Origin of the sequence: Streptosporangium saharense (assembly GCF_014203715.1) — a bacterium.
In the GTDB taxonomy this organism is placed as follows: Bacteria; Actinomycetota; Actinomycetes; order Streptosporangiales; family Streptosporangiaceae; genus Streptosporangium; species Streptosporangium saharense.
This window is the reverse complement of the sequence record NZ_JACHJP010000008.1, coordinates 84857-99005: the sequence shown is the minus strand read 5'-3', so window position 1 is coordinate 99005 and position 14149 is coordinate 84857. Positions and strand designations below refer to the sequence as shown.

General features: G+C 66.6%; 12 protein-coding genes. 6 read left to right on the top strand and 6 right to left on the bottom strand.

Annotation, left to right across the window (positions count from 1 at the left end):
* The first annotated feature begins 751 nt into the window (after positions 1–751).
* The 6 genes from cas3 to cas6e are packed head-to-tail and all read left to right on the top strand — an operon-like array spanning position 752 to position 8530.
* Positions 752–3433, top strand: coding sequence for a CRISPR-associated helicase Cas3' (gene cas3 / locus FHS44_RS29750; protein ID WP_312863860.1), 2682 nt, complete (start codon positions 752–754; stop codon positions 3431–3433).
* Between the two features lie 8 nt (positions 3434–3441).
* Positions 3442–5445, top strand: a complete 2004-nt coding sequence (casA, locus tag FHS44_RS29745; protein ID WP_184720648.1) for a type I-E CRISPR-associated protein Cse1/CasA — start codon at positions 3442–3444, stop codon at positions 5443–5445.
* The gene (gene casB, locus FHS44_RS29740) at positions 5438–6031 is read left to right on the top strand and encodes a type I-E CRISPR-associated protein Cse2/CasB (protein WP_184720646.1); all 594 of its coding nucleotides are present in this window, start codon (positions 5438–5440) and stop codon (positions 6029–6031) included. Before casA ends, casB begins: the two co-directional genes overlap by 8 nt.
* Positions 6028–7155: a type I-E CRISPR-associated protein Cas7/Cse4/CasC gene (gene cas7e, locus FHS44_RS29735; protein WP_184720644.1), complete on the top strand. Its 1128-nt coding sequence runs from the start codon at positions 6028–6030 to the stop codon at positions 7153–7155. The genes casB and cas7e overlap by 4 nt, the downstream gene beginning before the upstream one ends.
* Entirely contained in the window at positions 7152–7883 is a 732-nt protein-coding gene (cas5e, locus tag FHS44_RS29730; protein WP_221461471.1) for a type I-E CRISPR-associated protein Cas5/CasD, read from the top strand. The genes cas7e and cas5e overlap by 4 nt, the downstream gene beginning before the upstream one ends.
* The gene (gene cas6e / locus FHS44_RS29725) at positions 7874–8530 is read left to right on the top strand and encodes a type I-E CRISPR-associated protein Cas6/Cse3/CasE (protein ID WP_184720642.1); all 657 of its coding nucleotides are present in this window, start codon (positions 7874–7876) and stop codon (positions 8528–8530) included. The genes cas5e and cas6e overlap by 10 nt, the downstream gene beginning before the upstream one ends.
* A gap of 33 nt (positions 8531–8563) precedes the next feature.
* Here the strand turns inward: cas6e and FHS44_RS29720 are convergent, their stop codons facing one another.
* Genes FHS44_RS29720 through FHS44_RS29695 form a run of 6 tightly spaced genes read right to left on the bottom strand, consistent with a single transcriptional unit; the run spans position 8564 to position 14024 of the window.
* On the bottom strand, positions 8564–9322 hold the full coding sequence (locus tag FHS44_RS29720; protein WP_184720640.1) for an enoyl-CoA hydratase-related protein: 759 nt from the start codon (positions 9320–9322) through the stop codon (positions 8564–8566).
* Between the two features lie 36 nt (positions 9323–9358).
* The gene (locus tag FHS44_RS29715; protein ID WP_184720638.1) at positions 9359–9853 is read right to left on the bottom strand and encodes a hypothetical protein; all 495 of its coding nucleotides are present in this window, start codon (positions 9851–9853) and stop codon (positions 9359–9361) included.
* Positions 9850–11076, bottom strand: a complete 1227-nt coding sequence (locus FHS44_RS29710; protein WP_184720636.1) for an NAD(P)/FAD-dependent oxidoreductase — start codon at positions 11074–11076, stop codon at positions 9850–9852. The genes FHS44_RS29715 and FHS44_RS29710 overlap by 4 nt, the downstream gene beginning before the upstream one ends.
* Before the next feature lie 9 nt (positions 11077–11085).
* Entirely contained in the window at positions 11086–11280 is a 195-nt protein-coding gene (locus FHS44_RS29705; protein ID WP_184720634.1) for a ferredoxin, read from the bottom strand.
* A gap of 26 nt (positions 11281–11306) precedes the next feature.
* Entirely contained in the window at positions 11307–12524 is a 1218-nt protein-coding gene (locus FHS44_RS29700) for an aromatic ring-hydroxylating oxygenase subunit alpha (protein ID WP_184720632.1), read from the bottom strand.
* Positions 12525–12572: 48 nt separating this feature from the next.
* Entirely contained in the window at positions 12573–14024 is a 1452-nt protein-coding gene (locus FHS44_RS29695) for a nucleobase:cation symporter-2 family protein (RefSeq protein WP_184720630.1), read from the bottom strand.
* Positions 14025–14149 lie beyond the last annotated feature (125 nt).

Below are 14149 nucleotides of genomic sequence, written 5' to 3'. Positions count from 1 at the left end.
GAAGTGATGGTCTGCGAGATGCTCGGCTCAGGCCGGATCTTCTGGCCTTCGTTGAATCGGCGTCTCTCCGAGGCGGTAGCCAAGTCCGTCTATGGCCTGCTGAAGTCGCTCATAGACCTGGCCCGATCGGGTTTCCTCTTCCCCGCCATCGGCTCTCCTTCCTAGACGTCGAGCGCAAGGTTTGACAACCCGCCCTGAGGGGCGATTGGACTGGTCAAACTTCTAGGCTCTCGCAGGAGAGCGTCTAAGCCGCGCCGCATGAGTGACAGCCAAGGAAGAAGAGCAAGGCCCCGTCATATCGACGATGCGACATCACCCATAACCCATTGCCCAACGATTCATTTACTCGATAATTTTCCCATAAGTTCACATTAGAGAATATATCGGATAGACAGGTCATCTCATCCTGAACCGAGAGGTCGACGAGTCATCATTGAGGCACAACCCTCATCGCTAGAAAGTTATATGCTGAGCTGTCAGCTATCTTAGATCTTGTAGGCTGAGCTGTAAGCTCATCTTAATTAGGTATAGAGCATTAAAAAATCTGATAGCCACCTCCCCGAACCCCATCTCGCCCCTAGGATGAGCATTCGAAGGCGACTTCGAAATCCCATAGCGGCGGGATGTTCCGTTATAGGCCGATCTGTTAGCTCAACATTGAATCAAACCTTCCCCGCATACGCGGGGATAGGACGGCCTTCCGGGCTGTCCTGGCCATAGCGCCCACATCTTCATATGAGTCGAAAAGCGAGTGGCCCTCGCTGGAACGAGGGCCACTCTGCTCCCACTTGCCCTGGCCAAAGGACTTGGCATCCATGTACCTAGAAAGAAGGAGCACCTTGAGTCTAGACAACTCGACAGGCCCAGACGGCCCGTTGCACGCACGGACAGCGCTCATCCTGGCTGTCGCGACTGTCATCGCCGCCTGCGCCGCCGCCCCCACCTGGTTCATGGTCAACCATGTTCTCGATGGGACCGGGGGGCCGCTCGTCCCACTCTCAGCCGCGCTCGCAGTGTGGGGAACACACTTCGTAAAGATCGTCGATCTGCTCCGGTGAACGCGATCCCGACTTCTCTGTCCCCTTGGGCGAAGACGGACAAGAAAGGTCACCATCCTCTTATCTGTCACGCCCTCGACACCGCCGCCGTCGCCGAGCGGCTGATCGAACCCCTCATCGGGCCGCGGTGCCGCAATGAGCTGCGGGCGGCCTTCGAACCGCTCGGAGATCCGGACGCGTGGATCGCCCTGTTGTGCGGTCTACATGATCTTGGGAAGTTCAGCCCTACCTTTCAGGGGCTCAATATCGAACTCGCCTTGAAGAGGTTCGACGAGTCCGATGAGTCCATTGCGGCGGACCTGATAGCGGTGCGGAAGAGGTCCGGGCTGGACGTGCGTGTCGACACACCACATGGTCTCGTGACGGCCATGCACATGAAGGATCTCCTGCTCCGCTGGGACGCCTCCACGGACACGGCCGAAATGATCGCCGTCGCCCTCGGCGGGCATCACGGTCACTTCCCCAACGGCGCCGCCCTGCGGCAGGCACGGCGGGAGGTCAACAACCACGGGGGCCAGACCTGGGAAGGATGGCGTGACGCCTTCGTCCGCGAAGTCGCCGCGGCCCATGGCCTGCCGGATCCCGCTGGACTGCCGTGGTGGGACGTGCACGTGAGTACGGCGGCGGCGGTCGGGCTCGCCGCCCTGACAACGGTCAGCGACTGGGTCGCCTCCGACGCCGACAACTTCACCTACGCCGACATCTCCGATCCGGTGGCGTACGCCAAGCAGGCGAACGAACGGGCCACCATCGCCGTTGAGACACTTGAGCTCCGCCCCTGGTCTCTCCCCGCCTCGTTCGCCGCGTTGTTCCCGAAGAAGTCGCCACGACCGGTGCAAACCGTCGTCGAGCGGCTCACCGCCGACCGCCACGAGCCCAGCCTGATCATCGTGGAGGCTCCCACCGGCGAGGGAAAGTCCAAGGCCGCCCTGCAGGCCGCCGCAGCCCTCATCAACAATCTGGACCTGACGGGTGCCTACGTCGCGATGCCTACCAAGGCGACGAGCAACCAGATGCACGAGGAGTTGGAAGAGCTCCTGGAGAACCTGGGGGATGACCGGACCAAGGCACGGCTGATCTACTCCAACGCGGGTGAGTATCTAGCCGAGCTGAACATCACCCCCACCGACGTCGGCCGGGACGACCCGGACGGCTCCGACGTCCAGGCCAAGGAGTGGTTCACCCGCAAGAAGAGCCTGCTGGTTCCGCTCGGGGTCGGCACGGTCGACCAGGCGTTGAAGGCCGCCATCCGATCAGGGCACTTTTTCGTACGGCTGACCGCCCTGTCCGGGAAGGTCGTGGTGATCGACGAGGTTCACGCCTACGACGTCTATATGTCCACGCTCCTGGACCGACTGCTCGCGTGGCTCGGACGGCTGGGGACGTCGGTGGTGATGCTGTCGGCCACCCTACCTTCAGAACGAAGGGATGAGCTGGTCGCGGCCTGGCAGTCGGGTCTGCTGCGCTGCCTGCCTAGGGAAACGCCCAGGGCGGAACCGTTCACCGGTTACCCCCGGGTGACGATGGCGGGGGCGGGAAAGCCCATGGTCGAAGCGGCGGGCCTGTCCGAACTGAACACCGGGCGCAAGCTCCGGCTGACGCGCGTCGCGGACGACGACGTGGTCGACTGGGCACTCAACCACGTGGCGGACGGCGGCTGTGTGGCCGTCATGCACAACCTGGTCCGCAGAGCCGTCGCCACCCATGCGGCTCTTGAGGAGCGGATCGCCAAACTCTCTCCGGAGGAACGTCCCCGGCTGCTCGCGATCAACGGCCAGTTGCCAGCGGGTGTGCGCCATGCGATTGAGACCGAACTCAAGGCCGCGGTAGGTCGGAATGGGAAACGGCCACCGAAGATGATCGTGGTCAGCACCAGCGTTCTGGAGCAGGGGCTGGACCTTGACTTCGACGCCATGCTGACCGACCTCGCGCCGGTGGACAACCTCATCCAGCGGGCCGGACGAGTGCACCGTTTCAGCACGGCGCCTTCACGCGGCGAGGCCGTACTGGCGATCACCGGTGTGGACGACACCGACAAGGGACCACGTTTTCCGCAGTATCTCCACACGATCCACGCGCCGATGACACTGATGCGCACCTGGGCACTGCTGCGGGAGCGGACCACGCTGGACATGTCCGTCGAGGTGTCCACGCTGGTCGACGCCGTGTACGGCCCCGCGGAGGCGATCGCCTGTCCCATCGGATGGGAGGACTCCTGGCAGGCCGCGGCCGAGAAACTGGCCAACCAGCGGAGGAACAACGAGCACGACGCCCGGTTGATGTACCTTCCGCACCCCACCACGGTCACCCACCTCGGTGAGCTGACCATGCACGGCAAGAGCACCAAGAACACACGCCAGTCACGGAAGAGGTGAGACCCACGATGGACTCCCTTCTCACGGTCGAGGTCGTGCTGTTCAGGGCGGCGCGGGACGGCCGGTTCGTCCCCGTCGGAGCCGACGTCCCGATCGATCTGACCGACCCCGCCCCACCGGCGGGGGATCATCTGCGCGCGCTGGAGAAGGCGACCGTCTCATTGGCCGTCGGGTCTGGCCTTCCCGCCGAGGTCATCCGGGCCGTCGCCGCGACACCCGTGCCGAGGCTCTTCCAGGAGTCTTCCTGGCTGTATGGGCACAGAGCCGTGGTCCTCACCGACAACAGGTGTGTCGTCGGCGGTCATGTCCTCCACTACAACGACCTGTTCGGCCTGTACGTGACAGAGGCCGAGCCGGAATCCCCCGTCGTCGTGACGGTGAAGGACGCCGACACGGAGATCTCCGTCGTCGCGACGGCTTCCTTCGACCTCCTCACCCAGCCCTGGATTCCGGTGGTCAAGCACGGTGGAGAGACAGGGCTCCTCAGCCTCAGGGACGTCGTCCTGAACGCGCATACGATCCGGCAGATCACCGCCGAGACTCCGACGATGACCGCGGCGCTTCACCGGCTCCTCCTCGCGTTCTTCCACCGTGTGTACGGCCCGCAGAGCGAGGCGGCCTGGCAGGAGCTGTGGGCGGCGGAGCGGCTCCCCGCCGAGGCGTTGGACAGGTACCTGCACCGGCATCGGCATCGGTTTGACCTGTTCCACCCGAAAGTGCCGTTCATGCAGTGCGCGAAGCTGGCATCCCTGACTCCCGCCACCGCGGCCAAGCTCGTTCCCTATCGAGCGGTCGGCAACAACGTGACGCTCTTCGACCACACCACGGCCGCCGACCGGGTGACGCTCTCTCCGCAGGAGGCGGCGCGCTGGCTGGTGACCGTCCAGGCCTTCGACCCCGGAGGCATGAAGACGCCGTACGAGAAGGACAAGTCGTCGGAGCGCGCGCCCTGCAACGACTTCGGCGTCGTGGTGGTCGAGGGCGAGAACCTCAAGGAGACGTTGCTGCTCAACGCCCGCGTCTACCTGCCGGACCACGAGAAGCCCATGATGACCGCTCCCGACGACCGGCCGGTGTGGGAGGAGGAGACCGGGCCGTCACCGAGACCGGACAAACGTACGGCGCGTGGCTGGACCGACCTGCTGACCTGGCCGTCGCGCCGTGTTCTGCTGTCCACCACGGGCTCCGGGGAGGAGACGCTGGTCGACGGCGTGGTCATCACCCCCGGGACACGCCTCGACGCGAGTCTGATCGACGAGGAGGGGATGGCGGCCTTCCGCCGTCCCCGGGACGCCAAGGGGAAGTTCAAGAAGAGCTCCCCCATATTTCCGGTCAGGCTCCATCCGCTGCGCGGTGTCTGGCGCCACAGCGTGGAGCTTCTGCTCGTCGAACTGTGGGAGGAGGGAAAGAACCGGCAACGCCCGGCCGCGCTCGACCATATCGCCGAACTGGCCGAACGTCGGTTCCTCCCCCTGAACGCCGTCTACACCCTGCGTGTCTTCGGTCAGCGGCTTGACTCCAAGGCATCGGTGATCGAGGCGTGGATGGAGGAGCGGGTCCCCGCGCCCGTTCCGCTGTTGCGCGCGCGGGACGAGAACCTCGGCTCGATCATCGGTCACGCGATCGCGCTTGCCGACGACGCGGGCTCCGCGCTGCGCTCGTTCCAGGCGGAGTATCGCAAGGAATTCCGTGACACCACGACGCCGGACATCGACCACCAGTACTGGCCACGGCTCTCCCGCCCCTTCGGCACCTTCCTGGTCTCTCTCGGCGACGCCCAAGTCGATAACCACTCCGAGCTGCCCGCCATCCGGGAATGGGCCCGATGGGTGAAGCACCTCGCCACCTCGGTCGCGAAGCGCTGGGTCGCCGGTTCACCGGCGCAGGGACGCGCGATGGCCGCCCTCGGCAAACACCACGGGGTGTTCCACTCACGGCTCGCGACATCGGAGCACACGTTCTACGCCAGGATCGTCGCCTACACCATGGGAAAGGAGGAGACGAATGCCTGACTCACCCCGCGATCGGCGTCGCGTCTACGTCAAACATCTCCGCGGCCTGGAGAAGGCCCTGCGTTCCGAGAACCGAAGCGCGGCCGCCGAGGCGCGCCGGTCGCTCGCCCATCTGCGGTACGGCCTCGTCGAGGGTAAACAGCATCAGGCTTCCGTGGTCGCGTTCCGGCGGGGCCAGCCCCAGGACTCGGAGGAGGAGAAGGTCTGGCTGCTACTCGGGGGGCTGTTCGCACTGCACCCGCTGGACTGGGCGAACCCGCCTCGCCCCCGCTCGCTGGGCGCCTCCCTGGGACGGCTACAGAAGAAGCTGGACAGTCCGAGGGTCGAGCGGCGGCTCTCCGCGCTCCTCACCATGGACCGTAACTCCCTGCCCCACCATCTGCGGCAGACGGTCCGGCTGCTGTCCAGCCATGACGTCCCCGTGCACTACGACCAGCTTCTCGACGACCTCGTCGTGCTCCTCGGCGGAAACCACCGTGGCGACCTGGCCAGCGAGGTGCGCCTGCGCTGGGCCCGTGAGTACCACATGCCGATCTCGGGCGTGACGCCCCAGGACTCCTCTGTTCTCCCGGAGACAACCGAATGATCATCGAACTGCACCTGCTCCAGTCCTTCCCCGTCAGCAACCTCAACCGGGACGACATCGGCCAGCCCAAAACAGCCACCTTCGGCGGATACACCCGCGCGCGCGTCTCCAGCCAGAGCATCAAGCGCGCGGCGCGGCTGCTGTTCGAGGAGTACGGCCTGGACAGCTCCGAGGTCGGTGTCCGTACCAAGCGGCTGCTCGACAGCGTCGTGGAGCGCCTGGTCCAGAAGGGCCGCGACCAGGAGGAGGCACGGGTGGTCGCCACGGCTGCCCTCCAGCAGCTCGGCTTCGGGCTGGACCCGGCCAGGGGACTCACCCAGTACCTGCTCTACGTCGGCCGGGAGTCGATCGACCAGTTGACGAGCTACTGCCTCAACGAGTGGGACGCTCTGGAGAAGTTCGCCGCCGCCAGGACCAAGGCCCAGCAGACGAAGGTCAAGCCGGACAAGGCAGCGCAGGCCGAGGTTCGCCGGATCCTCGACGCGAGCAGGGCCGCCGACGTCGCGCTGTTCGGGCGGATGATCGCCGACAACAAGGACCTCAACGTCAACGCCGCCGCCCAGGTCGCCCATGCGATCTCGACGCATGTCGTCGCCGCCGAGTTCGACTTCTACACCGCGGTCGACGACCTGAAGCCCGACGACGAGTCCGGGGCCGACATGCTCGGCACGATCGACTTCAACACCGCCTGCTACTACCGGTACGCCAACGTCGATCTCGCGCAGTTGGCGGAGAACCTCCAGGGCGACGTCGATCTCGCCGAGCGCACCGCGCGTGCCTGGCTGCTGGCGTTCGTCAACGCCGTGCCCGGTGGCAAGCAGAACTCGATGTCGGCCAGGACCATGCCCGACACCCTGTTGGGCGTGGTGCGTGAGCGGGGAGCCTGGAACCTCGCCAACGCCTTCCTCAAGCCGGTCACCGACAACGACCTCATGGACGGTTCGACCAAGAGGCTCGTCAATCACTTCGCCAGGCTCCGTGGTTTCTTCGGCTCCGACGGGATCCGTGCCGCGGTCGCGGCGTCCGTGTCCGGGGAGATTCCCGAGGTCGAAGGGGTGCTGACCGTGGACAGCCTCGACGCCTTCGCCTCCGCCGTGCTCACCGCCGGGGAGTACGGTCGGTGACGCGCGACGACGTGATGTCCCTGGCGCTGTGCTTCGACGCGCCGATGCAGTCGTGGGGAATCAGGTCACGCGGCATCATCCGTGACACCATGCCCGAGCCGACGAAGTCGGGGGTCGTGGGCCTGCTGGCCGCCGCCCTGGGCATCGACCGGAACGACGACATGGCCCTGGCCGTGATCGCCGGGCTCCGCCTGGCCGTACGGGTGGATCGGGAGGGGGTCATGGAGCGGGACTATCACGTCACCCAGAACGTGCCGACCACGCAGGGCACCGGGCACCGCACCGTCGTGAGTGAGCGCTACTACCTGGCGGACGCGCTCTTCCTGGTGGTGCTTGAGGGTGGGGAACGGATACTGACCAGGGTGGCCGAGGCGGTGGAACGTCCGCACTGGCGGCTGTCCTTCGGCCGCAAGGCCTATGTTCCCGCCCGTCCGCTCCTCGCTCCCGGGGAGGGACCCGTCGCCCGGAGCGCCGAGGATGTGCTCAAGGAGTACGGCTGGCTTGAGACTTCCCCACGAACCCGTGCATGGATGAAGGGGCAGACGGAGCGTCCGGGGCTGCGTACCGTCGTGGAGTGCCCGCCCGGCGTGGCCGGTACGGAGGTCCGTCACGACCAGCCGCTCAGCTTCGCCGAGGGCAACAGGCGGTTCGCGCCCCGCGCCGTCTGGACGGGCGAGGTCCCGCTGACCGACGGCATGATCCCCGCGGGAGAAACGCTGTGTTCCTGACCAAGCTCACCATCAACCCCCAGTCCCCGGACTTCCGGCGTGACGCCTCGGACGTCCATGACATGCACAGGACGGTGATGTCGGCCTATCCCGAGCTGCCGCCGACCACCGTCTACCGCAGCACGCACGGTGTTCTCTGGCGCGTCGACGAACTCCCCGGGGGACAGATCGTCCAGTACGTGCAGAGCCAGACCGCCCCGGACTGGAGCCATCTCCCCGAGAGATCGCTGCTGAGGCCCGCGGAGGTGCGTCCCCTCCAGCCGCTGCTTGAGTCGATCCGACCGGGCAGGAAGCTCACGTTCCGGCTGATGGCCAATCCGACCCGTTGTGTCCAGCGCAGGCGCATCCCGCTTCGGCAGCCGACCGAGCAGGTCGAGTGGCTTGTCGGTAAGGGTGAGCGGCACGGGTTCGTCGTTCCCGTCAGTCGGCAGGGCACGCCCGATGTGGTTGCCATTCCCGCTCCCAGGTTGGTCGGGAAGAAACGACAGGCACGGCACATCACCATTGATCCTGTCCGTTACGACGGTCATCTGGTGGTCACCGACCCCGAGGCCTTCACCGCCGCGCTGGTCAACGGCATCGGACGTGCCAAGGCGTACGGCTGCGGCCTGCTCAGCCTGGCTCCCGCGCGTTCCATCTCCGCATGAGACCGCGGCGCAGGTGGTCCAGGCCGAGAGGCGTCAGTCGCCGGTGAATTTTGGGGGTCTGCCCTCCTGGATTGAGGCGAAGCCCTCTCTGAGGTCGTGGGTGCCGAACATGAGTTGGTAGCCGCGGCGTTCCAGGGCTATTCCCGCCTCGAAGGAGGTGTCCAGGCCGAGGCGGACGACTTCCTTGATCTGGCGTACGGCCAGCCTCGGGCGGGAGGCAATGAGGGCGGCCAGTTCGACGGCCCTGTCGATGGCGTTGCCCGCGACCACCTCGGAGACGTAGCCGAGCCGGTGGGCGTCGTCGGCGCTCATCGGGGCGCCGGTGAGCAGGGCGTACATGGCGTTCTGCCGCCCGATGGCCCTGGGCAGCCGCTGGGTGGCGCCGCCGCCGGGGACCAGGCCGATGGTGACCTCGGTCTGGGCGAAGCGGGCGTTCTCCGCGGCGATGACGAAGTCGCACTGGAGGATGAACTCGTTGCCGCCGCCGAAGGCGTCGCCGTTCACCGCGGCGATCACCGGCTTGCCGCTGTACCAGAACGCCTGGTGGGTGTAGGCGCGGATCGCGCCGACCACGTCGCGTCCGGCCTGTTCGCCCAGGTCGGCGCCGACGGCGAAGACCGTGTCCCCGCCTGTCAGGACGATCGCGCCGACGTCGTCATCCCGGTTGAGCTCCTCGACGGCGGCGGCGAGCAGCTCACGCACCTCGGTGTTGAGCGCGTTGCGCACCTCCGGCCGGTTGAGCCGGATGATCGCGACACCGTCGCGTGGCCTCTCGATCTCGACAACTGCCATGGGTGACTCCTGGCCTTTCCTACGCCGGTGAGGGCGTCAGTGATGGGACTCGAAGGTGTCCATGTTCGGGTTGTTCTTCAGCTTTCCGAAGATCTCGGAGCCGTTGTTGATCCAGTGCGGGGCCTCGGGCGTGCCCGGCTCTCCGTCGAGGTCGGCGACGCCGATGAAGCAGACCATGAACCAGATCAGCTCGGCGGCGAACATCTCCGGGTGCTTGTGCGGGTCACGCCCGCCGACCCGCCTGGACCACTCGGCCATGGCCGTGTCCAGGTCGATCCTGAAGCCCAGCGTGTCCTCGGGGACGTCGGTGTCGTGGAAGGTCACCAGGATCCTGTCCACGCCGTCCTCGACCGCGTGCCGTACCTCCTCGAAGGTGAAGGCGGGCCAGAAGGGGCGGTCGTGGAGGTATTCGTCCTCGGTCGGCGTGTGGGCGGCGCGGCGGTTGGTGCGGTAGCGGTCGCTCAGCAGCGACCACATGTTGTCCCTGATCACCTCGGGCAGCGCCCGGTCACCGGTGGAATCGCCGTTCACCGTGCGTACACCTCCTCGCTCGTCGGATCTCCGGCCAGGTCGGCCTGGATGCGGGCTTTCATGCGCATCACCGCGCGGGGGGCGTTGACGCCCGCGGCGGCGACGATCCGGCCCCCGCGGAGGTAGGTGACGAACGGGTACCCGCCCGTTCCTGCCTCCTCGACGTGGACCTCGTCGTGACCCCGGGCGTGGCCGACCATCTGGTACTTGAGGCCGTACTGGTCGGACCAGAAGTACGGCACGTCGGCGAAGGCGGGCGGTTGCCTGCCCTCCTGACCGGCCAGCCAGCTCTCCACGGCGTGGCGGGCCTGCGCGGAGGCGTTGCTCCAGTGTTCGACCCGCATCCGGTGGCCGAACAGGGGGTGGCGCCAGTTGGCGACGTCCCCCGCGGCGAGGATGTTGGGCCGCGCGGTGCGCAGGGCCTCGTCACAGCCGAGGCCGTCGGACAGGTCGAGTCCGCAGCCGTCGAGCCAGTCGCAGGAGGTCACCGCGCCGAGCCCGAGGACGACCATGTCGGCCGTGCTCGACTCCCCGTCGTCGTAGGTCAGCGTGACCGGTCCTTCCGCGGTCAGGGCGGTGACGGTCGCGCCGAGGCGGGTGGTGACGCCGTTGGCGTGGTGCCGTTCCAGACAGAATCTGCCGAGTTCGGCGCCGAAGACGGCCTCCATCGGCAGTTGTCCCTGCACGATCAGCTCGACGGGCAGCCCGCAGGAGCGCAGGGACGCTGCCATCTCGCTGCCGACCAGTCCCGCTCCGACGACAACGGTGCGGGGCCGTACGGCGAGGCGGTCCTTGATCCGCTCAGCGTCGGCGAGGGTGCGCAGGCTGTGCACGCCGGGCAGTCCGGCGAACGCCTCGGGCACCCTGGCCTGGGTTCCGGTGCAGACGAACAGGGCGTCGAAGTCGATCCACCGCTCGCTAAGGTCCGGTTGGGTGACGAGGACCCGGTCGGCGTGCGGGTCGAGCCCGGCGCAGACGGCGCCGTCCATGATCCGCACTCGCGGGCCGTACGGCTGGGGCACGGGGAGGCGGATCGTCTCGGCGGTGACCTTGCCCTGGATGAGTTCCTTGGACAGCGCGGGCCGGGAGTAGGGGGCCGTGCCCTCCCGGCCCCGTACCCAGACGATCTGACCCGCGAAGCCGTGCCGTTCGAGTTCGGTGACCACGGTGTGGCCGGCCAGGGAGCCGCCGGCCACCACGATGGTCTGTGAGGTTTCGCCCACCACGGTCGATCATTCCTCCAGCGTCAGGGCGAGGACCGGGCAGGAGGTGACCGACTGCCGGACCTGGGCCTGGACGGCCGGGTCGTCGGGGATCTCGTCCGCGATGTGCAGGTTCAGGTCGTCGTCGATGTCGAAGACGTCGGGGGCGATGCCCATGCACACGCCGTTACCGTCGCACAGGGTGCGGTCGACAGAGAGTTTCACGGTGTTTCTCCTCCTTCAGCGAGAGTTCAGCGGGTGACCGCGGGTTCGGGGGCGCCCTCGGTCAGGGCCACGTAGTCCTGGTAGCGCTTCAGCAGCCACTGGTTGAACTGCAGGAGCGACTCCTCCTGGAAGGAGTAGCGGCCGGGTCGGCGGAAGCGGGAGCGCATGCCCTTCTGGAGGGAGGCGTCCGAGCTGGCGTCCTGCTGGTGGAAGAGGACGAGGCCGTCCTGAGCGATCTTGTAGAGCTGTTCGAAGCGGGGGTGCTTGGTCGACTCCTCCGGGTAGAGGTGGCCGATGCGCAGGTTCATGTGCTCGGGCCCCGCGGGCAGGACGAGGTAGTAGAACAGGCCCTCGGGCACCGCCCCGAAGCCGAGGTTCGGCGGGATCGAGGCGAAGATGACCTGGTTGCGCTCCTTCTCGCCGAGCGTCGGGATGATCGGCAGCAGCGCCTTGGTGGTCGGGTTGAACCCGGCGTCGGGGTGGTAGAAGCCGGTCGGGTGGTAGATCGCGCCCTCGTCGGGGTCGATGTCCACGAAGCTGGTCAGCCTGACGTGCGCGAAGTCGTGCAGCATGCCGTGGAGGTAGGCGCTGTGGTACGGCTCGATGCCGTTCTCGAGCTGGGACTTCCAGTTCCACGGGTTGTCGCGCAGTTCGGCCACCGGCATGCTCACCATGTCGCCGATGTGGTAGTTCTCCAGCTCGGCGGTCAGCTTGGTGAGGGTGGGCGCGAGGGGTTTCGCGTCCGGGTCGAGATTGGTGAAGACGAATCCGTTCCAGATCTCGACCCGGTGCGAGGGAAGGTAGGCCTCTCCCTTGAGGTGCTTGAGGCCCACGGTGTCGTTCATGGAGGGCGCCGCGATGAGGTTGCCGTCCAGGCCGTAGGTCCAGGCGTGGAAGGGACAGCGGAAGAGCCTTCCGGTGTTCCCCGACCCCTCGCACACCAGATGGGCCCGGTGCGCGCAGATGGGGCTGAGGACCCGGATCTCCATGTCCTTGCCACGGACCATCATCAGGGGCTCGTCGCCCATGTCGACGCGGACGAAGTCGCCGGGCTTCGGGATCTCGTCCACGCGGCCGAGGCACAGCCACTGCCGCATGAAGATGGCCTCCTGCTCGAAGGCGTAGAACTCCGGATCGACATAGCACTCCCGGGGGAGGTTCCACCCGGTGGCCATGTCGTGGGAGCCGTCCTCGATGACCTTGAGGATCCGCCGGAGGTTCGCTGAGACGGGCGCCTGACCCATGACGTGGTGCTCCTTAGATACGTGTCTGCTTACGCCGAAGCGTGGGACTCAGGCCGTGCCCTCCCGGGCTTCGGCGAGTTCGGGTGCCTCGGTGGCCGGTTCTTCCTTGCGAACCAGCAGGTGGTTGAAGAGGAGGTTGAGCAGCAGCGCCACGACCACGGTCGCCGTGATCGCGCTGCCGAGGATGAACTGGGCGTCCTGGTCGAACTTCTGGTAGATCGTGGGGACCGCGACCGGCAGCATGCCGACCCCGAGGGCCACGGCGACGATGAGCAGGTTCTGGTTGCCCTCGAAGTCGACCTTCTGGAGCATCTGGATGCCCACGGCCGCCGTCATCGCGAACATCACCAGTCCGGCGCCGCCGATCACGGGTCCCGGCAGGCTGGCGACAACCTCGCCGAGCTTGGGGATGGCACCCATGATCACCAGCAGGATTCCGGTGACCGTGATGACGTAGCGGCTCTTGACCTTGGTGAGGCTGATCAGGCCCACGTTCTGGCCGAAGGTCGAGTCGGGCACGGAGTTCATGAACCCGGCCAGCAGGGCGGCGAGGCCGTCGGTGGCCAGGCCCCTTGCCATGTCCTTGTCGGTGACCTTCTTGCCGACGGCGTCCCCGATGGCCAGGACGCAGGCGGTCATCTCGCTGAAGACGACAACCATGGCCACGCACATCGCGATGATTGGAACGATCCGGAACTCCGGCGCGCCGAACTGCAGCGGGGTGGAGAAGCCGAACCACTTGGCCCCGGCGACCGAGGAGAAGTCCGCCAGGCCCATGAACCAGGAGATCACGGCGCCGATGGCGAGTCCGAAGAGTACGGAGACGTTGCGGACGAACCCGCCGAACAGCCGGTTCACCAGGATGATGATCGCCACGACGCCGAAGGCCAGCAGGATGTACCGCACGCTCGCGTAGTCGGCGGCGGCCGGGTCGGAGCCGATGATCAGATCCGCGCTGACCTTGATCAACGACAGTCCGATGATCGTGATCACGCAGCCGGTGACCAGGGACGGGAAGTACCGCAGCACCTTGGAGAACGGCCGGGCGACCAGGATGCCGAAAATGCCGGCGGCGATCATCGAGCCGTACATCGTCGGCAGGCCGTACTCGGAGCCGATCAGGATCATCGGGGTGAGGAAGGTGAAGGAGGCACCCGCGACGACCGGCATCCGGATGCCGAAGAAGCGGGTCAGGCCGACGCTCTGGATGATGGTCGCGATTCCGGCCACCAGCAGGTCGGCGTTGACGATCAGTGCGATGGTGTGGGTGTCGAGTTTGAGTACCGCTCCGAGCACGAGCGGGACGGCCACGCAGCCCGCATACATGATCAACATGTGCTGCAGGCCGAAGAAGAACAACTGGGGGATGGGTAGGACTTCGTCTACCGGGTGGCGATCCGAAGCCGGCGACTGGGGTGCGCGAACGGTAGGTGACACGACGGTCTCCTGGGCACTGAGTGGAACGCGCCCTGGTCCCTCCGGCGGCGTCGCAATGGCCATGATCCGGAGCTATGGGCAGACGTGTTCGATGCCCGCCTGGGCGGGAATCCTCGCTGGTCCGACGGCCGGGGTGGTCCGTCAGAGCGCCGTTACAGTGGGTATCCGGTTAGCGGTATATGGAGATT

What these genes read in the sequence shown, in the direction of transcription:
- casA (WP_184720648.1), top strand. Translation starts at nt 3,442, where the DNA reads ATGGACTCCCTTCTCACGGTCGAGGTCGTGCTGTTCAGGGCGGCGCGG.
- casB (WP_184720646.1), top strand. Translation starts at nt 5,438, where the DNA reads ATGCCTGACTCACCCCGCGATCGGCGTCGCGTCTACGTCAAACATCTC.
- cas7e (WP_184720644.1), top strand. Translation starts at nt 6,028, where the DNA reads ATGATCATCGAACTGCACCTGCTCCAGTCCTTCCCCGTCAGCAACCTC.
- FHS44_RS29720 (WP_184720640.1), bottom strand. Translation starts at nt 9,322, where the DNA reads ATGGCAGTTGTCGAGATCGAGAGGCCACGCGACGGTGTCGCGATCATC.
- FHS44_RS29700 (WP_184720632.1), bottom strand. Translation starts at nt 12,524, where the DNA reads ATGGGTCAGGCGCCCGTCTCAGCGAACCTCCGGCGGATCCTCAAGGTC.
- FHS44_RS29695 (WP_184720630.1), bottom strand. Translation starts at nt 14,024, where the DNA reads ATGGCCATTGCGACGCCGCCGGAGGGACCAGGGCGCGTTCCACTCAGT.